Origin of the sequence: Mycobacterium sp. SMC-21 (assembly GCF_045310825.1) — a bacterium.
In the GTDB taxonomy this organism is placed as follows: domain Bacteria; phylum Actinomycetota; class Actinomycetes; order Mycobacteriales; family Mycobacteriaceae; genus Mycobacterium.
In genome coordinates this window covers 140325-164275 of sequence record NZ_JBJIAO010000006.1, presented here as the reverse complement: position 1 = coordinate 164275, position 23951 = coordinate 140325, and the positions used below count along the sequence as shown (strand labels likewise).

General features: G+C 69.0%; 23 protein-coding genes. 20 read left to right on the top strand and 3 right to left on the bottom strand.

All coding sequences use genetic code 11. From position 1 onward, the window contains the following. The first annotated feature begins 24 nt into the window (after positions 1-24). The 9 genes from alaS to aroB all read left to right on the top strand — a co-directional run bounded on the left by alaS (position 25) and on the right by aroB (position 9305). Positions 25-2712 carry an alanine--tRNA ligase gene (gene alaS, locus ACJH6H_RS09195; protein WP_318984528.1) on the top strand — a complete coding sequence of 896 codons (2688 nt, stop codon included), beginning with the start codon at positions 25-27 and terminating at the stop codon, positions 2710-2712. Positions 2713-2714: 2 nt separating this feature from the next. Continuing rightward, positions 2715-3218 carry a Holliday junction resolvase RuvX gene (ruvX, locus tag ACJH6H_RS09190; protein WP_212811576.1) on the top strand — a complete coding sequence of 168 codons (504 nt, stop codon included), beginning with the start codon at positions 2715-2717 and terminating at the stop codon, positions 3216-3218. Beyond that, positions 3215-4507 carry an endolytic transglycosylase MltG gene (gene mltG, locus ACJH6H_RS09185; protein WP_244872565.1) on the top strand — a complete coding sequence of 431 codons (1293 nt, stop codon included), beginning with the start codon at positions 3215-3217 and terminating at the stop codon, positions 4505-4507. Before ruvX ends, mltG begins: the two co-directional genes overlap by 4 nt. Continuing rightward, positions 4504-5280, top strand: coding sequence for a shikimate dehydrogenase (locus ACJH6H_RS09180; protein WP_212811575.1), 777 nt, complete (start codon positions 4504-4506; stop codon positions 5278-5280). The genes mltG and ACJH6H_RS09180 overlap by 4 nt, the downstream gene beginning before the upstream one ends. Positions 5281-5427: 147 nt before the next feature. Then, entirely contained in the window at positions 5428-5859 is a 432-nt protein-coding gene (locus ACJH6H_RS09175) for an A24 family peptidase (RefSeq protein ID WP_212811574.1), read from the top strand. After that, positions 5856-6350: a GNAT family N-acetyltransferase gene (locus ACJH6H_RS09170; protein ID WP_212811573.1), complete on the top strand. Its 495-nt coding sequence runs from the start codon at positions 5856-5858 to the stop codon at positions 6348-6350. The genes ACJH6H_RS09175 and ACJH6H_RS09170 overlap by 4 nt, the downstream gene beginning before the upstream one ends. A gap of 42 nt (positions 6351-6392) precedes the next feature. Then, positions 6393-7589 carry a chorismate synthase gene (gene aroC / locus ACJH6H_RS09165; RefSeq protein WP_212811572.1) on the top strand — a complete coding sequence of 399 codons (1197 nt, stop codon included), beginning with the start codon at positions 6393-6395 and terminating at the stop codon, positions 7587-7589. Positions 7590-7593: 4 nt separating this feature from the next. After that, positions 7594-8229: a shikimate kinase gene (locus ACJH6H_RS09160; protein ID WP_020101671.1), complete on the top strand. Its 636-nt coding sequence runs from the start codon at positions 7594-7596 to the stop codon at positions 8227-8229. Further along, positions 8226-9305, top strand: a complete 1080-nt coding sequence (gene aroB / locus ACJH6H_RS09155) for a 3-dehydroquinate synthase (protein ID WP_212811571.1) — start codon at positions 8226-8228, stop codon at positions 9303-9305. The genes ACJH6H_RS09160 and aroB overlap by 4 nt, the downstream gene beginning before the upstream one ends. Before the next feature lie 7 nt (positions 9306-9312). Here aroB and ACJH6H_RS09150 read toward each other — a convergent pair whose 3' ends face one another. Then, positions 9313-9660 (bottom strand): hypothetical protein, encoded by a 348-nt coding sequence (locus tag ACJH6H_RS09150; protein WP_053853629.1) that lies wholly within the window; start codon positions 9658-9660, stop codon positions 9313-9315. A gap of 143 nt (positions 9661-9803) precedes the next feature. Further along, complete coding sequence (locus ACJH6H_RS09145; RefSeq protein WP_212811570.1) at positions 9804-10373, bottom strand: B-4DMT family transporter; 570 nt, start codon at positions 10371-10373, stop codon at positions 9804-9806. A gap of 33 nt (positions 10374-10406) precedes the next feature. On the opposite strand from ACJH6H_RS09145, the gene ACJH6H_RS09140 reads away from it, so the two are divergent. The 11 genes from ACJH6H_RS09140 (at position 10407) to ACJH6H_RS09090 (ending at position 22561) form a co-directional block, all read left to right on the top strand. Continuing rightward, positions 10407-11501, top strand: a complete 1095-nt coding sequence (locus tag ACJH6H_RS09140; protein WP_212811569.1) for a Xaa-Pro peptidase family protein — start codon at positions 10407-10409, stop codon at positions 11499-11501. Between the two features lie 28 nt (positions 11502-11529). Beyond that, positions 11530-12093, top strand: coding sequence for an elongation factor P (gene efp / locus ACJH6H_RS09135; RefSeq protein WP_212811568.1), 564 nt, complete (start codon positions 11530-11532; stop codon positions 12091-12093). Beyond that, positions 12086-12553, top strand: a complete 468-nt coding sequence (gene nusB / locus ACJH6H_RS09130; protein WP_020101665.1) for a transcription antitermination factor NusB — start codon at positions 12086-12088, stop codon at positions 12551-12553. The genes efp and nusB overlap by 8 nt, the downstream gene beginning before the upstream one ends. A gap of 2 nt (positions 12554-12555) precedes the next feature. Then, positions 12556-13095: a hypothetical protein gene (locus tag ACJH6H_RS09125; protein WP_212811567.1), complete on the top strand. Its 540-nt coding sequence runs from the start codon at positions 12556-12558 to the stop codon at positions 13093-13095. Between the two features lie 64 nt (positions 13096-13159). Further along, positions 13160-15409 (top strand): molybdopterin-dependent oxidoreductase, encoded by a 2250-nt coding sequence (locus ACJH6H_RS09120; protein ID WP_406774699.1) that lies wholly within the window; start codon positions 13160-13162, stop codon positions 15407-15409. A gap of 431 nt (positions 15410-15840) precedes the next feature. Further along, on the top strand, positions 15841-16611 hold the full coding sequence (locus tag ACJH6H_RS09115; RefSeq protein ID WP_318984529.1) for a GntR family transcriptional regulator: 771 nt from the start codon (positions 15841-15843) through the stop codon (positions 16609-16611). After that, on the top strand, positions 16608-16838 hold the full coding sequence (locus ACJH6H_RS09110; protein ID WP_061006677.1) for a ferredoxin family protein: 231 nt from the start codon (positions 16608-16610) through the stop codon (positions 16836-16838). The genes ACJH6H_RS09115 and ACJH6H_RS09110 overlap by 4 nt, the downstream gene beginning before the upstream one ends. 8 nt (positions 16839-16846) lie before the next feature. Then, positions 16847-18262 carry an ABC transporter substrate-binding protein gene (locus ACJH6H_RS09105; RefSeq protein ID WP_406774698.1) on the top strand — a complete coding sequence of 472 codons (1416 nt, stop codon included), beginning with the start codon at positions 16847-16849 and terminating at the stop codon, positions 18260-18262. Next, positions 18259-19113, top strand: coding sequence for an ABC transporter permease (locus ACJH6H_RS09100; RefSeq protein WP_212811564.1), 855 nt, complete (start codon positions 18259-18261; stop codon positions 19111-19113). The genes ACJH6H_RS09105 and ACJH6H_RS09100 overlap by 4 nt, the downstream gene beginning before the upstream one ends. Next, positions 19110-19853 (top strand): ABC transporter ATP-binding protein, encoded by a 744-nt coding sequence (locus tag ACJH6H_RS09095; RefSeq protein ID WP_212811563.1) that lies wholly within the window; start codon positions 19110-19112, stop codon positions 19851-19853. Before ACJH6H_RS09100 ends, ACJH6H_RS09095 begins: the two co-directional genes overlap by 4 nt. Then, on the top strand, positions 19850-22561 hold the full coding sequence (locus ACJH6H_RS09090; protein WP_212811562.1) for a fumarate reductase/succinate dehydrogenase flavoprotein subunit: 2712 nt from the start codon (positions 19850-19852) through the stop codon (positions 22559-22561). Before ACJH6H_RS09095 ends, ACJH6H_RS09090 begins: the two co-directional genes overlap by 4 nt. Here ACJH6H_RS09090 and ACJH6H_RS09085 read toward each other — a convergent pair. Then, positions 22507-23943: an amidase gene (locus ACJH6H_RS09085; protein WP_212811561.1), complete on the bottom strand. Its 1437-nt coding sequence runs from the start codon at positions 23941-23943 to the stop codon at positions 22507-22509. The genes ACJH6H_RS09090 and ACJH6H_RS09085 overlap by 55 nt on opposite strands. Positions 23944-23951: the final 8 nt, after the last annotated feature.

Sequence of the window (23951 nt, the reverse complement as noted above, 5' to 3'; positions counted from 1 at the left end):
CGGACAACAGAAGGACAACAGCACGTGCAGACACACGAGATCAGGAAACGATTCCTCGATCATTTCGTGAAAGCGGGCCACACCGAGGTGCCGAGCGCATCGGTGATCCTGGACGATCCGAACCTGTTGTTCGTCAACGCCGGCATGGTGCAGTTCGTGCCGTATTTCCTGGGCGACCGCACCCCGTCGTATGACAAGGCGACCAGCGTCCAGAAGTGCATCCGCACACCGGACATCGACGAGGTCGGCATCACCACCCGGCACAACACGTTCTTCCAGATGGCCGGCAACTTCTCGTTCGGCGACTACTTCAAGCGTGGCGCCATCGCGCTCGCCTGGGATCTGCTGACCAACCCGGTGTCCGAGGGTGGCTACGGCTTCGATCCCGAAAAGCTCTGGGCCACCGTCTATCTCGATGACGACGAGGCCATCGGGCTGTGGGAGGAGATCGCCGGTCTGCCGCCCGAGCGCATCCAGCGCCGCGGCAAGGCCGACAACTACTGGTCCATGGGCATCCCGGGGCCCTGCGGTCCGTGTTCGGAGATCTACTACGACCGCGGCCCCGAGTACGGCATCGACGGTGGTCCCGAGGCCAACGAGGACCGCTACATCGAGATCTGGAATCTCGTGTTCATGGAGAACGAGCGCGGCGAGGGCACCAGCAAGACCGACTTCGAAATCCTCGGCCCGCTGCCGCGCCAGAACATCGACACCGGCATGGGTGTCGAGCGCATCGCCTGCCTGCTGCAGGGTGTCGACAACGTCTACGAGACCGACCTGGTCCGCCCGGTGATCGACATGGTCGCCTCGGTGGCCCCGCGCCACTACGGCGCCGGCAACCACGCCGACGATGTGCGCTACCGCGTCATCGCCGACCACAGCCGGACCGCCGCGATCATCATCGGCGACGGCGTCACCCCGGGTAACGAGGGCCGCGGCTACGTGCTGCGCCGCCTGCTGCGCCGCATCATCCGCGCCGCCAAGCTGCTCGGTGTCGAGCAGCCGATCATGAGCGACCTGATGGCCACCGTGCGCGACACGATGGGTCCGTCGTACCCGGAGCTGGTCACCGACTTCGAGCGCATCAACCGCATCGCGGTCGCCGAGGAGACCGCCTTCAACCGCACCCTCGCGTCGGGTTCGCGGCTGTTCGAGGATGCGGCGGCGGCCACCAAGGCCGCCGGCAAGACCGTCGTCTCCGGTAGTGACGCCTTCACGCTGCACGACACCTACGGTTTCCCGGTCGAGCTGACGCTGGAGATGGCGGCCGAAGCCGGCCTGACCGTCGACGAAGAGGGCTTCCGGGGCCTGATGGCCGAGCAGCGCGCCCGCGCCAAGGCCGACGCCGCCGCCCGCAAGCACGCGCACGCCGACCTGTCCGCCTACCGCGACCTGGTCGACGCCGGCCCCACCGAGTTCACCGGTTTCGACGAATTGACCTCCGAGGCAAGGATTCTCGGCATTTTCGTCGACGGCAAGCGGGTCCCGGTGGTGACGCACGGCAGCGAGGGCTCGGACCGCGTCGAGCTCGTGCTGGACCGCACGCCGCTGTACGCCGAGTCCGGTGGCCAGATCGCCGACACCGGAACGATCACCGGCACCGGGTCGTCGGCCACCGCCAAGGCCGCGGTCACCGACGTGCAGAAGATCGCGAAATCGCTGTGGGTGCACACCGTCAACGTCGAGTCCGGCGAGTTCGTCGAGGGCGACACCGTCACCGCCGCCGTCGACCCGACCTGGCGCCGCGGTGCCACGCAGGGCCACTCCGGCACGCACATGGTGCACGCCGCGCTGCGACAGGTGCTGGGCCCGGGCGCCGTTCAGGCCGGCTCGCTGAACCGGCCGGGCTACCTGCGCTTCGACTTCAACTACCAGGGCGCGTTGAGCGACGCACAGCGCACCGAAGTGGAGGAAGTCACCAACGAGGCCGTGCAGGCCGACTTCGAGGTGCACACCTTCCACGAGAAGCTGGAGAAGGCCAAGGCGATGGGCGCCATGGCGATGTTCGGCGAGTCCTACCCGGACGAGGTCCGCGTCGTCGAGATCGGCGGCCCGTTCTCGCTGGAGCTGTGCGGTGGTACGCATGTCGAGCGCTCGGCGCAGATCGGCCCGGTGACGATCCTCGGTGAGTCGTCGGTGGGTTCGGGTGTGCGTCGTGTCGAGGCCTATGTCGGGCTCGAGTCGTTCCGGCACCTCGCCAAGGAACGTGCGCTGATGGCCGGCCTGGCCGCGTCGCTGAAGGTGCCCTCGGAAGAGGTGCCCGCCCGCGTCGCCACCCTGGTCGAGAAGCTCAAGGCCGCCGAGAAGGAACTCGACAAGGTCCGCCTGGCCGGTGCCAAGGCGGCCGCCGCCGACGCCGCGGCCGGTGCCGAGGTCATCGGCAAGGTCCGCGTCGTCGCCCAGCGGATGGCCGGCGGCATCTCCGGTGGTGACCTGCGCACCCTGGTCGGCGACATCAAGGGCAAGCTCGGCTCGGAGCCCGCGGTGATCGCGCTGATCGCCGACTCGGGCGAGTCGGTGCCGTACGTGGTGGCCGTCAACGCCGCCGCGCAGGACCTCGGGTTCAAGGCCAACGAACTGGTGCAGCAGCTGGGCGCCGCCGTCGGTGGCCGTGGTGGTGGAAAGGCCGATCTGGCACAGGGTTCCGGTAAGGGGGCAGCGGGTATCGACGCGGGTCTGGCCGCGCTACGCGCTGAACTGGGCCGGAGCTAGCTTTGGCTGATACCGACCGCATGCCCGACCGCCCCGGCGCCGACGACCCCGGTCGCGGCCGCCGGCTGGGCATCGACGTCGGCACGGTGCGGATCGGTGTCGCGGTGTGCGACCCCGACGGCATCCTCGCGACGCCGCTGGAGACGGTGCGTCGCGACAAGACCGACAAGCACCTGGGCCGGCTGGTGAAGCTGGCCGGTGAGCAGGAGGCGGTCGAGATCGTCGTCGGGCTGCCGCGCACACTGAAGGACCGGGCGAGCAGCTCGGCGCGGGACGCGATCGAGGTGGCCGACGCCCTGGCGGTGCGGGTGGCCCCGACTCCGGTACGGATGGCCGACGAACGGCTGACGACGGTCACCGCGCAGCGCTCGCTGCGGGAGGCCGGGGTGCGTGCGAAGGGGCAACGTCAGATGATCGATCAGGTGGCCGCCGTCGGCATCCTGCAGAACTGGCTGGACATGCGCCGCTCGGTGCTGGCCGCCGCAGAGCGCGAGGTCGGCGAATGACTCCGGCCGAGGACATGCGCCCGGACGCCCCGGGCGACGACGACGAGTGGGGCAGCAGCACCCGCATCAAGCCCGAATCGGTGGGCCGGCCGCGCCGCGGCATGAGCCGGGCCGAGCGGGTCCGCGCCGAGCGCAACCGCAAGCGCCGCCGGCGCCGCAGCATGGTGGCGTTGACGGTGTTCATCGTCGTCGTGGTCAGCGCGGTGTTCCTCGGCTCCCGGCTGTGGCACGGCATCTTCGGCTCGGGCAACGACTACTCCGGTGACGGCAACAACGACCTCGTCGTCGAGGTGCATCAGGGCGACTCGACCACCGCGATCGGGCAGACCCTGTTCGATCACGGCGTCGTGGCGAACGTGAAGACGTTCGTCCTGGCCGCCGAGGGCAACAAGGCGATGACCGAGATTCAGCCCGGGTTCTACAAGCTGCGCACCGAGATCTCGGCCGCCAACGCGGTGTCCCGGCTCACCGAGAAGAACAATCGGGTGGGCCGCCTGGTGATCCCGGAGGGCCGCCAACTCGACGACACCACCGACGTCAAGACCAACAAGATCAACCAGGGCATCTTCAGCCTGATCTCGGCGGCTTCCTGCGTCGACCTGGACGGCAAGCGCAAGTGCGTGTCCGCCGACGAGCTGAAGAAGGCCGCCGGTGCCGCCGACATCTCGGCGTTGCTCGTGCCGAGCTGGGCGGCCGGACCGGTGAAGTCGCTGGGCCCCGACCACCGCAGGCTCGAGGGCCTCATCGCGCCCGGCACCTGGAACGTCGACCCGGCCGGCACGCCGACGTCGATTCTGGCGAGCCTGATCAGCGCAAGCGGTCACCAGTACGAAAAGGGTGGCCTGCTCGATGCCGGCGCCGCCGCCAACCTGAACCCGTACCAGATCCTCATCGTGGCATCGCTGGTGCAGCGCGAGTCCAACCCGCAGGACTTCGCCAAGGTGGCCCGCGTCATCTACAACCGGCTGGCGACCCCAGACCATCGCAGGCTGCAGTTCGACTCGACGGTGAACTACCCGCTGGACCGGCAGGAAGTGGCCACCACCGACGCCGACCGCGAACAGCCGACGCCATGGAACACCTATGCGCGCGAAGGACTTCCGGTCACGCCGATCTGCTCGCCCGGCCAGCCCGCCGTCGTCGCGGCGCAGGACCCGGCGCCGGGGGACTGGCTGTACTTCGTGACCATCGACCTGCAGGGCACCACGGTCTTCACCCGCGACTACCAGCAGCACCTCGCCAGCATCGAGCTCGCCAAACGCAACGGCGTGCTCGACAGTGCGCGATGAGAGCCGCGGTTCTGGGTTCGCCCATCGCGCATTCGCGGTCCCCGCAGCTGCACCTGGCGGCCTACCGGGAGCTCGGGCTGACCGACTGGACCTACGACCGCATCGAGTGCACCGAGGAACAATTGCCCGGCCTGGTGGGCGGTTTCGGCCCGGAATGGGTCGGGGTCTCGGTCACGATGCCCGGCAAGTTCGCGGCGCTGCGCTTCGCGACCGAACGCACGCCGCGCGCTGAGCTCGTCGGCTCGGCCAACACCCTGGTACGGATCGACGGCGGCTGGCGCGCCGACAACACCGACGTCGACGGCGTCGTCGGCGCCCTGGGCGAGGTATCCGGAGCGGCGGCGGTGCTGGGCTCCGGCGGCACCGCGCCCGCGGCCGTCGTGGCCTTGGCCGAACTCGGTGTGCGGGACCTGGCGATCGTTGCCCGCAATGCCGACAAGGCCGGGGCACTCGTGGAGCTGGGGGAGCGGCTGGGCGTCGCGACGCGCTGGGTAGCCCTCGGCGAGAAGCTGAATTCCCTTGGCGTGGTGGTCAATACACTGCCTGCCGCGGTGGCGGGTGAGATCTCCGGGACCGTGGCCGACACCGCCGTGCTGCTCGACGCCATCTACGACCCGTGGCCGACGCCGCTGGCCGCCGCCGTTTCCGCGGCCGGTGGCCGGGTGGTCAGCGGCCTGCAGATGCTGCTGAACCAGGCCTACGCCCAGGTGGAGCAGTTCACCGGGATGCCCGCGCCCCGCGAGGTGATGGCGGCGGCGCTCGCGGCGTCCTGAATCCAGTTTTGTGCGCGGCTCGGCTGGTAGAGCCGAAAATTGGGGCCCAAGAAGTCCGTGAGTGCAATCGACGTGGTACTTCCCTGGCCGGCACCCTGTGGAACATTCGTGTCGGGACGCCCTGCGCAACGCCCTTAGCCTCGAAAGATGGGGGCGGGCTTGGCTATTGGTGCCTGGATGATCGCGTTGTGTGCCTATGACCTCCGCGAGCGACGGCTGCCGAACTGGCTGACGCTGCCGGGCGCCGCGGTGATCGTCGCGGCCGGCGTGATCACGGGCAAGGGGACTGCCGCGGCGTTGGGGGCCGCGGCTTTGTTCGCGCTCTACCTCCTGATCCACCTGCTCAGCCCACGGGCGATGGGCGGCGGCGACGTCAAACTCGCACTCGGCCTCGGCGCATTGACCGGCATGTGCGGCGCCGGCGTGTGGGTGCTCGCCGCGATCGGGGCGCCGCTGCTGACCGCGGGGTACGCGGCGCTGATCCTCGTGCGGCGAGCCGGACGCACCGTGCCACACGGACCGTCGATGTGCCTGGCGAGCGCCGCGGCCGTCGCGCTCGGTACCTTTGCCTCACCATGACCACCCGCACCGCCACCACCGCCGACCTGCCCGCGATCGCCGACATCTACGCGCATTACGTACGCAACAGCGTGGCGTCGTTCGAGCTCGAGCCGCCCACGGCCGAGGAGTGGCAGGCGCGGTTCGCCAAGGTCTTCGCCGCCGGGCTGCCGTTCCTCGTCGTCGAGCGCGAGGGCAAGGTCGCGGGGTACGCGTACTGCTTGCCCTGGAAATCCCGGCCGGCCTATCAGGGCACGGTGGAGGACTCGATCTACCTGGCGCCGTGGGCCACCGGACAGGGTGCCGGCAAGGAACTCCTCGGCGCGCTGCTGGACGCCGCCCGCGCCGCCGGCGTGCGTGAGGTCATCGCGGTGATCGCCGACAGCGGCGACCCGTCGTCCGTCGCACTGCACAAGAAGGTGGGTTTCGACGAGGCCGGCCGACTGCGGCAGGTCGGGCACAAACACGGCCGCGACATCGACACCGTGCTGCTGCAATGCAGCCTGGGCTGACGGATTTCAGCCGGTAAACCCCCTCATGGGACAATGGGACACGTGTTGCGATGGACCACAGCAGGTGAATCCCACGGTCGTGCCCTGGTGGCCATGCTCGAAGGCATGGTGGCCGGTCTCTCGGTGACCTCGGACGACATCGCCACGCAGTTGCAGCGGCGTCGTCTCGGCTATGGCCGCGGTGCCCGGATGAAGTTCGAAAAGGACGAAGTCACGCTGCTCGGCGGCGTTCGGCACGGCCAGACGCTCGGCGGCCCGATCGCCATCCAGATCGGCAACACCGAGTGGCCCAAGTGGGAGACCGTCATGGCCTCCGACCCGGTCGACCCGGAGGCGCTGGCCAACACCGCGCGTAACGAGCCGCTCACCCGGCCCCGGCCCGGGCACGCCGACTACGCCGGCATGCTCAAGTACGGCTTCGACGACGCCCGCCCGGTGCTCGAGCGCGCCAGTGCCCGCGAGACCGCGGCCCGCGTCGCGGCCGGCACCGTCGCCCGCGCGTTCCTGAAGCAGGCCCTCGGCGTGGACGTCGTCTCGCACGTCATCTCCATCGGCGCATCGAAGCCCTACGACGGCCCGGTCCCGCAGCCCGAGGATCTGGAGGCCATCGATGACAGCCCGGTGCGTGCCTTCGACAAGACCGCCGAGGAAGCCATGATCGCCGAGATCGAGGCCGCCAAGAAGGACGGCGACACCCTCGGCGGTGTCGTCGAGGTGGTGGTCAGCGGACTGCCCGTCGGCCTCGGCTCGTTCATCAGCGGTGACAACCGGCTGGACAGCCAGCTGGCCGCCGCCGTCATGGGCATCCAGGCCATCAAGGGCGTCGAGATCGGTGACGGCTTCGAGACCGCACGGCGCCGCGGCAGCGTCGCACACGACGAGATCTACCCGGGCGCCGACGGCATCACCCGCTCCACCAACCGCGCCGGCGGTCTGGAAGGCGGCATGACCAACGGCCAGCCGCTGCGGGTCCGCGCCGCGATGAAGCCGATCTCGACCGTGCCACGCGCGCTCGCGACCGTCGACATGGCCACCGGCGAAGAGGCCGTCGCCATCCACCAGCGTTCCGACGTGTGCGCCGTGCCCGCGGCCGGTGTGGTCGTCGAGGCCATGGTGGCACTGGTGCTGGCCCGGGCCGCGCTGGACAAGTTCGGCGGCGACTCGCTGGCCGAGACGCGCGCCAACGTCGAGAACTACCTGCGTGCGGTGCATGAGCGCGAACCGCAGATGTCCGGATAACCCGATGGCGCCCAAGGCTGTACTGGTCGGCATGCCCGGTTCGGGCAAGTCGACGATCGGTCGACGGTTGGCGAAGGCGCTGCAGGTGCCGATGCTCGACACCGACGCCAAGATCGTCGAGACCACCGGTCGCAGCATCGCCGACATCTTCGCCGAAGGTGAACCGGTGTTCCGCAAGATCGAAGCCGACGTGATCCGCGACGCGCTCGCCGAACACGACGGCGTCGTGTCGCTCGGCGGTGGCGCGGTGACGACCCCGGAGGTGCGGGAAGCGCTCGTCGGCCATACCGTCGTCTACCTGGAAATCAGTGCGGCAGAAGGCGTTCGGCGCACCGCGGGCGGCGGACGCCCGCTGCTCGCCGGCGACGACCCGGGCGCCAAATACCGCGAGCTGATGGCGCAGCGCGTGCCGCTGTTCCGGCAGGTCGCCACCCTCCGCGTGAACACCAACCGACGCAATCCCGGTGCGGTGGTCCGCCACATCGTGCACCGGCTCGAGCAGCCGCGCTGCGACGAGCACTCCCGGCGCCGCCGCCGCTCGGCGTGGCGCCGGCTGCCCACGGTCCTGAACCCCGGACCGACCACCGAGGCCCCGCCGAGCCCTGCGGCACTGGCGAAACGATTGAAAGGCTCGCAATGACTGAACCCGTCGTCGTCGAGGTGAACGTCGACCGGCCGTACCCGGTGATCATCGGGACCGGTCTGCTCGGCGACCTCGGCCGCGTCCTGCAGGGCCGGCACCGCGTCGCCATCCTGCACCAGCCGGTGCTGAACGAGACCGCCGAGGCGATCCGTAGTTACTTGGCGGCGGGCGGAATCGACGCGCACCGCATCGAAATCCCGGACGCCGAGGCGGGCAAGGAACTGCCCGTTGTCGGGTTCATCTGGGAAGTGCTGGGGCGCATCGGGATCGACCGCAAGGACGCCATCGTCAGCCTCGGCGGCGGCGCGGCCACCGACGTCGCGGGGTTCGCCGCCGCCACCTGGCTGCGCGGCGTGGACATCGTGCACGTGCCCACGACGCTGCTCGGCATGGTCGACGCCGCCGTCGGCGGCAAGACCGGCATCAACACCGACGCCGGCAAGAACCTCGTCGGCGCATTCCACCAGCCGCTGGCCGTGCTGGTCGACCTCGCGACGCTGGAATCGTTGCCGCGCAACGAGATCATCGCCGGCATGGCCGAGATCGTGAAGGCCGGCTTCATCGCCGACCCGGTGATCCTGGACCTCATCGAGGCCGACCCGGAGGCCGCGCTGGACCCCGCCGGCACCGTCCTGCCCGAACTCATCCGCCGTGCCATCGCCGTCAAGGCCGAGGTGGTCGCCGCCGATGAGAAGGAATCGGCACTGCGCGAAATCCTCAACTACGGCCACACTTTGGCGCACGCCATCGAGCGCCGGGAGCGCTACCAGTGGCGGCACGGCGCCGCCGTGTCGGTGGGCCTGGTGTTCGCCGCCGAGCTCGGCCGGCTTGCCGGACGCCTCGACGACGACACCGCGGACCGCCACCGCCGGGTGCTCACCGCGCTGGGCCTGCCGGTCAGCTACGACGCCGACGCCTTCCCGCAACTGCTGGAGTCGATGGCGGGGGACAAGAAGACCCGTTCGGGCGTGCTGCGCTTCGTGGTGCTCGACGGCCTGGCCAAGCCGGGCCGCCTCGAAGGCCCGGACCCCTCGCTGCTGGCGGCCGCCTACTCGGTGGTGGCGAAAGACTGAGCTGCGCTCAGTAGACGGGGTTGAAATAGTCGGTGCCGCCGACCGGGCATTCGACCTTGGCTTTCCACGTCGTGCCGGTCTGGATGCCCGGGAACCACAGATTGTGGCTCTGGTTTGCCTGCAGCTGGAACGGCACCTTGTACACCGGCAGGGGCTTGACCGACTTCCATCCGAACCACGGCTCCGCGGAGTAGAAGCACAGGCCTTCACTTCCGGTCGAGTTGATGTGGACCGTGACGCCCGCCGCGTCGCTTGTCGTATCGATCGACGACGCGGCCTGCGCGGTTCCTGTTCCGGTTCCGAGGGCGATCATCGCCAGGGCAGCTGCGGCGGTGACGAACTTCGTGCGGTTCATGATGTGCTCCTGTTTGGGATTTGCGGCTCCGGTTGAGCCGCTCTCACAGGTAGGAGCAGTTACGCCGCGGAAGTCTTACAACTTTTCGGCAAAAAAGATCGCGGCCCGTCTGATGACGGGCCGCGGCCTTTTTGCGTGGCTGCTCAGGACTCGGGGTTGGTCTTGGGCCTGGTCTCGATGACCTCGGTCTCGCCTTCGTGACCCTCGACGGGGACCGCGACAGCGACCGCGGCGAAGACGTCGGTGTCGGCGCGCTCGCTCTCACCGGCGTGGTCGTGCTTCGGCGGCGGCGGGGCGTTGCGGTCGACCAGGTAGCGGCCGAGCGAGACACCGCAGATGCCGCCCACGAAGACGATCAGTGCGGTGAACGCGGCGAAGGTGGTGAGCTCGGCGGCCAGGGCGTCGACGTAGATGTTGTCGTAGAACTGGCCGATGAGCCAGGAGAAGAAGCCGCTGACGACGCCGGCGAACAGACCGCCGACCAGCCAGGCCATCGCCAGGTCCTCGCGGCGGTCGGGGTCCGGCTGCGCCTTCGCGTCGCTCTGGCCGTCGAGGACGCCCCAGGCAAAGGCAGCGAGGATGTACAGCACGACGAGCGTGACGCTGATGATCAGCGACTGTTTTTCCCAGGCACCGATCATTGCGCCTTGCAGCAATCGGACGATCACCATCAACGCCGCAAAGACGATTCCGCGCAGCAACCACTTACTCATGAGCAGACAGCGTAGCGAGTAGCGTCACATATCGTGACAATTTCCCACCGGCGCCACATGCTGCGTCGCCACCTGGCGGCCGCCGAGCTGGATGCGATCCTGATAACCGACCTGGTCAACGTGCGTTATCTGTCCGGATTCACCGGCTCGAACGCGGCACTGCTGATTCCCACTGAAGGGGAGACGCCCATCCTCGCCACCGACGGGCGGTACCGGACGCAGGCGGCGCAGCAGGCCCCCGACGCACAGATCCTCATCGAGCGGGCGTGTGCGCCTCAGCTCGTGCGCGCCGCGGCGGCGGCCGGCATCAAGCGGCTGGGCTTCGAGAGCCACGTCATGACCGTCGACGCCCACGCGGCGCTGCAGCGGGTCGGTGGCGACGACCTCGAACTCGTCCGGGCGCCCGGCATGGTCGAAGTACTGCGCGAGGTCAAGGACGCCGGTGAGATCGCGATCCTGCGGCTGGCCTGTGAGGCCGCCGATGCGGCACTGAAAGATCTCGTCGAATCGGGTGGGCTGCGTGCCGGCCGCACCGAGAAGGAGGTCGGCCGCGAACTCGAGGCGCGGATGCTCGACCACGGCGCCGACGGCCCGTCGTTCGAGACCATCGTCGCGACGGGCGCCAACTCGGCGATACCGCACCACCGGCCCACCGAGGCCGTGCTGGCGGCCGGTGACTTCGTCAAGATCGATTTCGGCGCGCTGGTCGAGGGCTACCACTCCGACATGACGCGCACCTTCGTGCTGTCGCCGGTGGCGCAGTGGCAGCGCGACATCTACGACCTGGTCGCGACGTCGCAGCGGGCCGGCCGGGAAGCGCTGGCGCCGGGCACGACGCTGTCGGCCGTCGACCGGGCATCGCGGCAGGTCATCGTCGATGCCGGGTACGGCGAGCAGTTCTCCCACGGGCTCGGGCACGGCGTCGGTCTGCAGATTCACGAAGCGCCGGGAATCAACTCCGCCGCCGCCGGTACACTGCTTGCTGGCTCCGTGGTCACCGTGGAGCCCGGTGTCTACCTGCCCGGCCGGGGCGGTGTCCGGATCGAGGACACGCTCGTCGTCAGCGGCGATACGACACACACACCTGAGTTGCTTACCCGGTTCCCCAAGGAACTGGCCATCCTCTGATGACAGAGAGCTAGGAGCAGTACCCACCGTGGCATCTACCGCCGACTTCAAGAACGGTCTCGTCCTCAACATCGAGGGCCAGCTGTGGCAGATCATCGAGTTCCAGCACGTTAAGCCCGGCAAGGGCCCGGCCTTCGTGCGCACCAAGCTCAAGAATGTGCTGTCGGGCAAGGTCGTCGACAAGACCTTCAACGCCGGTGTGAAGGTGGAGACCGCGACCGTCGACCGTCGTGACGCCACCTACCTGTACCGCGACGGCGCGGACTTCGTCTTCATGGATGCCGAGGACTTCGAGCAGCACCCGCTGTCGGAGGCCCTCGTCGGCGACGCCGCCGGCTTCCTGCTGGAGAACCTGCAGGTGCAGATCGCGTTCCACAACGGCGCGCCGCTCTACCTGGAACTGCCCGTCAGCATCGAGGTCGTCGTCGCGCACACCGAGCCGGGCCTGCAGGGCGACCGCTCGAACGCCGGTACCAAGCCGGCCACCCTGGAGACCGGCGCCGAGATCCAGGTGCCGCTGTTCATCAACGTCGGTGACAAGCTCAAGGTCGACACCCGCGACAGCAGCTACATCAGTCGGGTCAATGCCTGACCGTCGCTCCGACAAGGGCCGGCACCAGGCGCGCAAGCGCGCCGTCGACCTGCTGTTCGAGGCCGAGGCCCGCGGGATCACTGCGGCCGAGGGCGCCAAGCTGCGCAACACCCTGGCCGACAGCGACCCCGAGGTGTCGGCGCTGAACCCGTACACGGTGACCGTCGCCAACGGCGTCACCGAGCACGCCGCCCACATCGACGACCTGATCTCGGCGCACCTGCAGGGCTGGACGCTGGAGCGGCTGCCCGCGGTGGACCGCGCGATCCTGCGTGTCGCGGTGTGGGAGCTGCTGCACGCGACGGACGTGCCGGAGCCGGTCGCCGTCGACGAGGCCGTCGAGCTGGCGAAGTCGCTCTCCACCGATGAGTCGCCCGGCTTCGTCAACGGCGTTCTCGGCCAGGTGATGCTGGTGACGCCGCAGATTCGGGCGGCGGCCGCGGCGGTCCGGGGCGAGTAGTCATGGACGAGCCGCAGGACTGGGCGCCGTACTCGAGTGTCGACGATGCGGCGAAGGTCTATCTGCGCGATCCGGAGCTGGCGCTCGAGCAGCTGCGGTCGGTGGTCGACTTCCGGTCCATCAAGTCCTTCATCATGTCGCGCGGCGCGTCCGAGGAGTCCTGGGGCGACGCCGTGTGGCAGGAGGTCGTCCTCACCGACGGTGAGCGACTCATCATGTGGCGGGCCGACGACGACGCGAGCGGCGACGACGAGCACCTGCGCCGGACGCTGGACACCTCGGTGCGGACCATCCTGTTGTCGACCATCACCGACCACATCCTGACCACGCAGTTCGAGGTGCTGGGCGACGGTACGCGGCGCCTGGCCGAGGTACGACTGCGGATGTACACCCAGCTGATCACCCGCAGCCGGCAGAAGTCGGCCATCGACACCGACTTCTTCTGCGAGTCGTTCCGGTACACCAAGTCCGTCGATGACGGTGGCCTGGCCCAGATGCAGCGGCTGCTGCAGTTCGGCCGGGAGCTTTCGCACGCGTTGTAGCCCGTCTCCCGGATATCGGGAGCAATCGTGACCCACGTCTCAGTAACGCCGTTACAGTCGGACGATGGGAACCCAGCCACGAATGATCGCCGGAGTCGGCGAAGACGGTCTGCACCTGCACGCCTGCTGCCTGTGCGAAGCCATGTGCGGCTTGGAGATTCAGGTGTCGGACGGCAAGGTCGCCGGCGTCCGGCCCAACAAGGCCGACGCGTGGAGCGCGGGCCATATCTGCCCCAAGGGCGCTTCCCTCGGCGCGTTGCACGAAGACCCCGACCGGATCCGCCGCCCGATGATCAAGGTCGACGGGCAGTGGCACGAGGTCGACTGGGACACCGCGTTCCGCCGCTGCACCGAACTGCTGGCGCCAGTGATCGCAAAGCACGGCATCGGGGCGGTCTCCGCGTACACCGGAAACCCACTGGCGCACTCGTTTTCGCTGTCGCGGTACGCGGCGATCCTGCTCGGCTTGTCCGGCATGCCGATCACGTACTCGCCGGGCACCATCGATCAATGGCCCAAGAACCTGTCGTCGCACCTGATGTACGGCAGCTGGTGGGCGTTCCCGACCCCGGACCTGGAACGCACCGACCTGCTCGTGGTGATGGGCGCCAACCCCGCGGCGTCGCAGGGCTCGCTGCTGGCCGCCCCAGACATCATGGGCCTCATCGGCGGAATCCGTAAGCGCGGCAAGGTGATCGTGATCGACCCGGTGCGCACCCAGACCGCGGCCAAGGCCGACGAGTGGCTGCCCATCACGCCGGGCACCGATGCGGCGCTGCTGCTCGGCGTCATCCACACCGTGTTCGACGAAGATCTGGTGAACCTCGGCGAGCTCGAGCAGCACCTCGACGGGGTGGCCGAGCTGTGCCGGGCCGTCGCCGACTGGTCGCCTGAAAGGGTCTCTGCCGCAACGGGTATCGACGCGGAGCGGATCAGGGGACTGGCGCGCGAACTGGCCGGCACGCCCCGCGCCGTCGTGTACGGCCGCATCGGTACGTGCAACCAGGAATTCGGCAGTCTCGCCAGTTGGCTCATCGACGTCGTCAACATCGTCACCGGCCACTTCGACGTCCCCGGCGGCGCGATGTTCGCCACGCCGACCGCCTGGACCGTCACCAGCCAGACCATCCCGGGACTCGAGGACGGGGCGCCCAACTTCGGCCGCTATCAGACCCGGGTCCGTGGCGCCAAGGAAGTGCTGGGTCAGGTCCCGGTCTCGTGCATGCTCGAAGAGATCACCACCCCGGGCGAGGGCCAGCTCAAGGCCCTCATCACCGTCGCGGGCAACCCCGTGCTGTCGACGCCGGGCGGTGACAAACTCGACGAGGCGCTGCCGCAGCTCGACGCGATGATCTCGGTGGACCTGTGGCTCAACGAGACCACCCGGCACGCCGACGTCATCCTGCCCGGCCCCTCGGCGCTCGAGCAGGCGCACTCCGCGGACCTGCTGCTGGGCGCGGCGATCAACAGCTTCGCCCGGTATTCGCCGCCGGTTTTTCACCGCGAGGACCCCGACGCGCCGGAGGAGTGGGAGATCCTGATCCGGCTCACCGGGCTGTGCACCGGCACCCCGGCCGAAGACGTCGACGTCGCCGCGCTCGACGACGGCTGGTTCGACTACCTGTGCTTCACGCAGGGACTCGACGGCGCCGAGATCCGCAAGAAGTACGACCACGGCGGTCCCGAGCGCATGCTCGACCTGACGCTGCGGACCGCCGCGTTCGGCGACCGGTACGGCGAGAATCCCGACGGGCTGACGCTCGAGAAGCTCAAGGCCCATCCCGACGGCATCAACTACGGTCCCATGGTGCCGCGCGTGCCCGAGGTGCTGGGTACCGCGGACAAGAAGATCCGGGTGGCCCCGCAGTACCTGCTCGACGACCTGCCCCGGCTCGCCGCGCGGCTGGAGCGTCCGGCCGACGAGCTGGTGCTGGTCAGCCGGCGGCACCTGCGGTCCAACAACTCCTGGCTGCACAACGTCGGCGCGCTGATGAAGGGCCGCGACCGCTGCACGCTGCTCATGCACGCCAGCGACGCGGCCGCGCGGGGTATCGCGGACGGCGACAACGCCGAAGTCGCTTCTGGCGCAGGCAAGATCGTCGTACCCGTCGAGGTGACCGACGCGATCAAGCCGGGCGTGGTGTCCATGCCGCACGGCTGGGGACACGGGCAGCCCGGCACCCGGCTGGGGATCGCCAACGCGTCGCCCGGGGTGAACACCAACGTCCTGTCGCTGCCGGACTTCCTCGACGAGCCGTCCGGCAACGGCGCTCTCAACGGGATTCCGGTGACGGTGTCGGCCGCGGGGAGTTAGTGGCCGAACACTGGCTGCGTCAGCGCAATCACAACTGCTGCAAGGGATTTGCTGGTCGCATGCCCAGCGCATGCGGACCGTCGAGTGCGCGGAGAGGTCCTTGGTTTCAATCGCAAGACACTGTTGGACGTTCTGATTGAAGGCAGGTACTTCTTCGGGGCGTCAGCGATCCCTGAGTTCAATCACCACGGCGGATTGTCATCACGATTGAACCCACGCACTTTCGCGGAGTCGAAGGTTGTGGCCGCCGGTGAACGCTGTTGAATTCATCGAGATTCGAACTATCGGCCGTTCTCGAGGTGGCGCAATAGCCCGCGAACTCAGGGTTTCCGCAGGTCAGGTGTGGATTGAGGCGGCGGAATGCGGGTACCGTCGAGACACCCGATTTGAGGGTGCAGACCTGATCGCCGCGGGTCCCTAGGTTCAACCGCATGCCCGAGTCCTCCCCGTCGCTTCGCTCGCCCCAGGCGACCGATCCGACCCCGCTACGCCGGCGCGCCGACCGTGCCCGCCAGGTGGCCGACGTGCTGCGCCATCAGGTGCGCGACGGCGTCTACGCGGCGGGCCTGCCCGGTGAGGCCGAGCTGGTGGCCGAGTTCTCGGTATCCCGCAACACCGTGCGCGAGGCGCTGGCGATCCTCAAGGCCGAGGGGCTCATCGACCGGGGTCCACGCGTCGGCACCCACGTGGCGCAGCGCAAATACGATCACGGCCTGCACGCGCTGGTCGGGCTGAAGGAGACCTTCAAGGACTACGGTGAGGTCCGCAACGAGGTCCGCGCCGCCACGCGGTTGCCGGCGCCCGCTGCGGTCGCGCGCCGTCTGCAGCTCACTCCCGGCGAGCCCGTGGTGTTCATCGAACGGCTGCGCTATCTGGGCGACCTGCCGCTGAGCCTGGATCTGACGTACCTGGTGCCCGATATCGGTGCCGCCGTCCTCGAACACTCGCTGGAGACCAACGACGTGTTCGCGTTGATCGAGCAGGTCACCGAACAGCGGCTGGGCTCCGCCGACATTGCGCTGGAAGCGGTTTCGGCCGACCCGCACACCGCGGCCACGCTGGACATCCCGGCGGGCGGCGCGATCCTGATGCTCGAACGGCTCACGACCCTCGACGACGGGCGTCCCGTCGACCTCGAATACATCCGACTGCGTGGTGACCGAATCACCATGCGCGGCAACCTGTTACGGAGTGAATCATGACGCTGGTCAACAACCAACGAGCCGATGTCCCGGTCACGATCGACGAGTCGCTGTGTATCGAGGGCTGCACCCTGTGCGTCGACGTCTGTCCGCTCGACTCGCTGGCCATCAACCCCGACAACGGCAAGGCGTACATGCACGTTGACGAGTGCTGGTACTGCGGTCCGTGTGCTGCGCGCTGCCCAACCGGCGCCGTATCCGTCAACATGCCCTACCTCATCCGTTAAGGACCACCATGAAACGCCTTACCGCCCTGGCCGCCACCGTCGTCCTCGCCGCCACCGGCTGCTCGGTCGATTCGGCCGGCAAGGACGACAACACCGTCAACGTCGTCGTCGGCTACCAGTCCAAGACCATCAACACCGTCACCGCCGGAACGCTGCTGCGCGCCCAGGGCTACCTGGAGCATCGGCTCGATGACATCGGCGCCAAGACCGGCAAGAAGTACCACGTCGAATGGCAGGACTACGACACCGGTGCGCCGATCACCGCGCAGATGGTCGCTGAGAAGATCGACATCGGCTCGATGGGTGACTACCCGATGCTGATCAATGGATCGAAGACCCAGAGCAACGAACGTGCCAAGACCGAACTGGTGGCGGCCACCGGGTCCAGCCCGACTGGGGCGCTCAACATGGTTGTGGTGTCCCCGGATTCACCGGTTCAGTCACTCAACGAGCTGGCGGGACAGAAGGTCTCCGCCAGCGTCGGCTCGGCCGGTCACGGCACTCTGGTAAGGGCGCTGTCGAAGATCGGCATCGACCCGAAGACCGGCGTCGAGGTACTCAACCAGCAGCCGCAGATCGGCGCGTCGGCGCTGGAATCCGGTCAGGTCAAGGCGCTTTCGCAATTCGTCGCCTGGCCGGGATTGCTGGTCTTCCAGAACAAGGCCCGGCTGCTGTACGACGGCGCCGAGCTGAACTACCCGACCTGGCACGGCGTCGTCGTGCGACGGGCCTACGCCGCAGCACATCCCGAGGTGCTCGATGCGTTCCTGCAGGCACAGCTCGATGCCACCGACTTCCTCAACGCCAAACCTCTGGAGGCGGCAAAGATCGTCGCGCAGGGCAGCGGCCTGCCGCAGGAAGTCGTGTACCTGTACAACGGCCCTGGCGGCACCCGGTTCGACACCACACTGAAGCCGTCGCTCGTGGACGCACTGAAAGGTGATGTGCCGTACCTGAAGTCGATCGGTGACTTCGCCGACCTGGACGTCGCCAAGTTCGTCGAGGACGGACCGCTGCGCAAGGCCTTGTCGGAACGCGGCCGCGACTACAACGCCGAGGCCGCCCGCACTGCGAACCCGTCGGTCGTGCACGGTACCGACCCGGTGTGCAACATCCCGGTCGACAACCCCGCGCTGGCCGGTGAGCTGTGGCAGGACGGTTCGGACACCACGCAACCGGCGGCCAACCCGACGTGCCTGTTGAAGGCGATCCGGGCGGTGGAGGCCAAGGGCGCCAAGGTCCGCGCTGCCTACGTACCGGATGCCGAGCTCGGAACCCGTTGGCTGGCAGACAAATCCGTGTGGGTGCAGCAGGGTGCGGAGTTCGTGCCCTTCGACACCGACGCCGGCGCGCGCCGCTACCAGGCGGCCCATCCCGGTTCGTCGGTGGTGACCTACCAACAGGCGCTGGTGGGTGTGGCATGACGGCGATAGCCGCGGTGTCGGCGGCACCGGTGCTGCCGGTCGAGGCTGACCTGCCGCGGCAGCGCGGATCCGCAAAGTGGCGCAGTTACCTCGTCAAGGCGCTGTCGGTCGTTGCGGCCGTGGGCATCTGGCAGCTGCTGACGGCCAATCACGTCCGGTTCTGGCTGCGTTTCGACAACCTGCCGACGGTGACCCAGATCGCCGCGAAATTCGTCGACCGCCTCGGCGCCACGCAGTACTGGCTGGACCTGACGCAGTCGGTGATCCGGATCGTCAGCGGCTTCGGGCTGGCGGCGGTGATCGGCGCCGCCGTCGGTATCGCGCTGGGCCGGTCGCGGTTGTTCGCCGACATCGTGGGGCCGCTGACCGAGTTGGCGCGGCCGATCCCGGCCATCGCGCTGGTGCCGGTCGCCATCCTGCTGTTCCCGACCGACGAGGCCGGCATCGTGTTCATCACGTTCCTGGCGGCGTTCTTCCCGATCATGGTCAGCACCCGGCACGCCGTGCGGGCGCTGCCGACACTGTGGGAGGACTCGGTGCGGACGCTCGGCGGCAGTCGCTGGGATGTGTTGCGGCAGGTCCTGTTTCCGGGTGTCCTGCCCGGGCTGTTCGGCGGTCTGTCGGTCGGTATGGGCGTGGCCTGGATCTGTGTGGTGTCCGCGGAGATGATCTCCGGCCGGCTCGGCGTCGGGTACCGCACCTGGCAGGCGTACACGGTGCTGGACTACCCGAGCGTCTTCGTCGGCATCATCACGATCGGCGCGCTGGGCTTCGGCACGGCGGCTGCGGTGGAACTGATCGGCCGGCGACTGACCCGCTGGTTGCCGCGCGGTGAGGAGAATGCGCGATGACTGCGGTACTCACTGCGGGTCTCCGGCTGGAGTTGGATCGGATTCGGCTGTCCTACACCGGCGAGCCGGTGGTGGACGGGTTGAGCCTGACGGTCCAGCCGGGGGAGATCCTGGTGCTGACCGGCCCGTCGGGCTGCGGCAAGTCGACGGTGCTGCGGGCGCTGGCCGGGCTGCTGAAGCCCGACGCCGGGCGGGTGCTGGCGGACGGTGAGCTGGTGACCACCACGTCGCGGGACCGCGGCATGGTGTTCCAGGACAGCGCGTTGTTGCCGTGGCGCACAGTGCGATCCAACATCGAGCTGGCGCTGCAGCTGCGCGGGGTGCCGCGCGCCGGGCGCCGCGAACGTGCCGAACGCTGGATCGACGAGGTCGGGCTCACCGGGTTCGCCGATTTTCTGCCGAAGAGCCTGTCCGGCGGTATGCGCCAGCGGGTCCAGCTGGCGCGTGGTCTGGCCGGTGCGCCGCGGGCCGTTCTGATGGACGAGCCCTTCGGCGCCCTGGACGCCAAGACCCGACATGCCATGCAGGCGTTGCTGATCGACACCTGGCAGGCCCATCCGACCACCATCGTGTTCGTCACGCATGACGTCGACGAAGCCCTCGCCCTGGGTGACCGGGTGGCGGTCCTCGGCCGCGCCGGCCAGCCGCTACGTGCGCTGCTGGACGTCCCCAGCCCCCGCGACGCCGAAATCTCCCGCACCGAACTGCGGGCCGAAATCCTTGGAGCACTACACCAATGAGCACGCTGGAGATTCCAGACCTCGCCGATGCCGTCCGCCTCGACTGTGACGTCCTGGTGATCGGCGGCGGCACCGCCGGCACCATGGCGGCCCTGACCGCCGCCGAGAACGGCGCCCAGGTCCTGCTGCTGGAGAAGGCGCACGTGCGCCATTCCGGTGCTCTGGCCATGGGTATGGACGGCGTCAACAACGCCGTCGTCCCGGGCAAGGCCACCCCGGAGGACTACGTCGCCGAGATCACCCGGGCCAACGACGGAATCGTCAACCAGCGCACCATCTATCAGACCGCGACGCGCGGTTTCGCCATGGTGCAGCGTCTCGAGCGCTACGGCGTGAAGTTCGAGAAGGACGAGCACGGCGAGTACGCGGTGCGTCGCGTGCACCGCTCCGGCTCGTACGTGCTGCCGATGCCCGAGGGCAAGGACGTCAAGAAGGCGCTGTACCGCGTGATGCGGCAGAAGTCGATCCGGGAGAAGCTGCGCATCGAGAACCGGCTGATGCCGGTGCGTGTCCTGACCGCGAACGGGCGGGCGGTGGGCGCGGCCGCGTTCAACACGCGCACAGGCGAATTCGTCACGGTGGCAGCCAAGGCCGTCATTCTGGCGACGGGGGCCAGCGGCCGGCTCGGCCTGCCCGCGTCCGGGTACCTCTACGGCACCTACGAGAACCCGACCAACGCCGGCGACGGCTACTCCATGGCGTATCACGCGGGGGCCGAGCTCTCCGGTATCGAGTGCTTCCAGGTGAACCCGTTGATCAAGGATTACAACGGCCCGGCCTGTGCCTACGTCGCGAATCCCTTCGGCGGATACCAGGTGAACGCGCTGGGGGAGCGGTTCGTCGACTCGGACTACTGGTCGGGCCAGATGATGGCCGAGGTCAAGAGCGAGATCGAATCGGCGCGCGGCCCGATCTACCTCAAGGTCACCCACCTGCCGGACGAGACCATCACCGCGATGGAGAACATCCTGCACACCACCGAGCGACCGACGCGCGGCACCTTCCACGCGAACCGCGGCCACGATTACCGCACTCACGACATCGAGATGCACATCTCGGAGATCGGTTTGTGCAGTGGGCATTCGGCGTCCGGCGTCTGGGTCGACGAGCATGCCCGCACCACCGTGCCCGGGCTGTACGCGGCCGGCGACATGGCGTGCGTCCCGCACAATTACATGATCGGCGCGTTCGTCTACGGGGACCTCGCCGGCGAACACGCCGCGTCCACGCTCGCCGATGTCGAAGCGCCCGTGGACCTTCCGCAGGACCAGCTGGCCGAGGCGCACGAACTTATCTACCGTCCCCTGCGGCATCCGGACGGGCCGCCACAGCCGCAGGTCGAATACAAGCTGCGCCGCTTCGTCAACGACTATGTGGCCCCGCCCAAGACGGCCACCAAGCTGTCGATCGCGGTCCGCACGTTCGAGCGGATGGCCGAGGAGATCGAGCAGATGGGTGCCCGCACCCCGCATGAACTGATGCGGACGGTCGAGGTGTCGTTCATCCGGGACTGCGCCGAGATGGCGGCCCGGTCGTCGCTCACCCGGACCGAATCACGGTGGGGTCTGTACCACGATCGTGCCGACATCCCCGAGCGCGACGACGAGCAGTGGCGCTATCACCTGAACCTGCGCAAGGGCCAGGACGGTGAGATGGAGTTCCTGAAACGGCCGGTGGCACCGTATTTCGTGCCGGTGCCCGACCTGGACCACCTGCCGTCGGACCATGCAGTGCAGCATGTGCACCAGCCGGATCTGGTCGGCGGCAAGGCACCGGCGACCGCAGGCTCGCGGCTGCGCCCGGCCGACCCGGCGACGCCGCCGTCCCCGCGCATCGCTGCCGTGGTGGCGCTGGAAGAGCCGGTGCTCTCCGACCTCACCGAATACCTGCAGGACGCCGACGCGGGTGTCCGGCGAGCTGCCGTCGCCGTGCTGGTGGAGAACCTGCCGGACGGCTACCAGCCGGACCTGGTCGCCGCGCTCGGTGACGCCGACGGCGCGGTGCGCGCGGAGAGTGCCCACGCCTTGCGCGAACTCGTCGAGGTGCTGCCCGACCCCGCGGCGGTCGCGCCGTACCTGACCTCCGCCGACCCGGTGGTGCGGGCTGTGACGCTGTACGTGCTGAGCTCGCGCCGGGTCGGGGCGGCCCCGGATTACCGTGCCGCCGTGACAGATTCGGATCACCGCGTGCGGATCGAGGCCGTGCGTGCGCTGGTCTCCGTCGATGACGTCGACGGGGTGGCCGCGGCCGCCGCCGACGACAACCGCGAGGTGCGGATCGCCGCCGGGAACGGCCTGGCCACGCTCCGGTCGGGTGCCGACACCGTGCGGCAGCTGGTGGCCGACCGTGACCCGCTGGTGCGGGCGGCGGCGCTCGCCGCGCTGGCCGCCGTCGGCTGTGCCGAGCAGGACGTGCCGGAAGTGCAACGCGCCCTTCGGGAGCCAGCGTGGCAGATTCGTCAGGGTGCGGTGCGGGCACTGTCGGGCGCGGCACCGGAGGTTGCCGTCGAACCCTTGTCGCAGGCGCTGCACGACCCGCACCTGGACGTGCGCAAGGCCGCGGTGCTGAGCCTGACGCGGTGGGCCGACTCCGAGGAGGCCGCGCGGACCGCGCTCGGTATCGCGCTGGAAGACGGCGACGCCGACGTGCGGGCCTACGCCCGCCACGCGCTCGGTGACGCCGCGCGGCACGTGCTGGCGGGTTCCTGAATCCGCGCGAACGGCCGCTCGGCTTCCAGGAGGAAGGCCAGTTCGAGCAGCGTGCGCTCGTCGCCGTAGGCGCCGGACAGTTGCACGCCGACCGGTAGGCCGTCGGGAGACTGGTGCAACGGCAACGAGATCGCCGGTGTACCCGCGATGTTGTTGAGCGGCGTGTAGGCGACATACCGGCGCAGGCGGTCGATCAGCTCGGGGAAGTCGACGGTCGGTGCGATGTAGCCGAGCCGCGGCGTGGTGTGCGAAAGCACCGGCGACAGCACGACTTCGTGCCGAGCGAACATCTGCGCGTACTGGTGGGCGACGCGCCGTAGGCGCAGCAGCGCGCCTGGGGTGCGGTGCAGGTGGCGCCGGTGGTGCGCGCGCAGCCCCAGGCTCAGGCCGTCGGCCTTGGCCGCATCGAACGACCGGTCGAGGATCAAGCGGCCGGTACCGACCGCGAGATCGGCCAGCAGCGCCCAGTACTGGACGAAGTCGTCGGCGAACTGGGCGGTGACCGGCAGCGTGATCGGCTCGACGATATGACCGGCGGCCTCCAGCACCGCCGCGGTATCTTCGACGGCCGCGCGGGTGGCGTCGTCGACCGGCTCGCCGGTGACGCTGTCGAACAGCACACCGACGCGCAGGGTCCGTTGCGCCGGCCCGCTCACCCGGCCGATTGGTGCGAGTTTCGGATTACGCCAATGGTTCTCGCACGCGGCGACGAACGCGGCGGTGTCGCGGACGCTGCGGGTCAGGACGCCCTCGGAGATCATGTTGATCGGCAGATGCCGGGCCTGCTCGCCGTCGCGGTGCCGGCCCCGGCTCGGCTTGAGCCCGACCAGGCCCGCGCAGGCGGCGGGAATGCGGATGGAGCCGCCGCCGTCGTTGGCGTGGGCGATGGGCACGACGCCCGCGGCGACCAGGGCGGCCGATCCGCCCGACGAGGCGCCGACGGAGTATTCGGTGTTCCAGGGGTTCCGGACCGGCGGCTCCGTCATGTACTCCGTGGTGGCGTTGAAACCGAATTCGGGCATCCGCGTCTTGCCCAGCAGCGTCAGCCCGGTACTGAGCAACTGCGCCGCGTATGCGCCGTCCCGCTTCGCAGGCCGGGCCGTGAACGCCTCCGAACCGTGCGTGGTCGGCAGCCCGGCGACGTCGGTGTTGTCCTTGATGAAGGTTGGCACACCGAAGAACTCGGCACCCGGGTCGGTGCCGTGCCGCGGCGGCAGCTCGCATGCCACCGCCCGCAGCTCGGGGTCGGCCAGCTGCGCCCGGGCGTGCGCGGCGGCAGCCAGTTCGTCCGGGCTGACCTGCCGGTCCCGCACCAACCGGGCCAGGCCGACGGCGTCGTGGTCACCGAGCGCGTCATCGCCGAAGGCGTGGATCGTCGTCATGCGTGCCC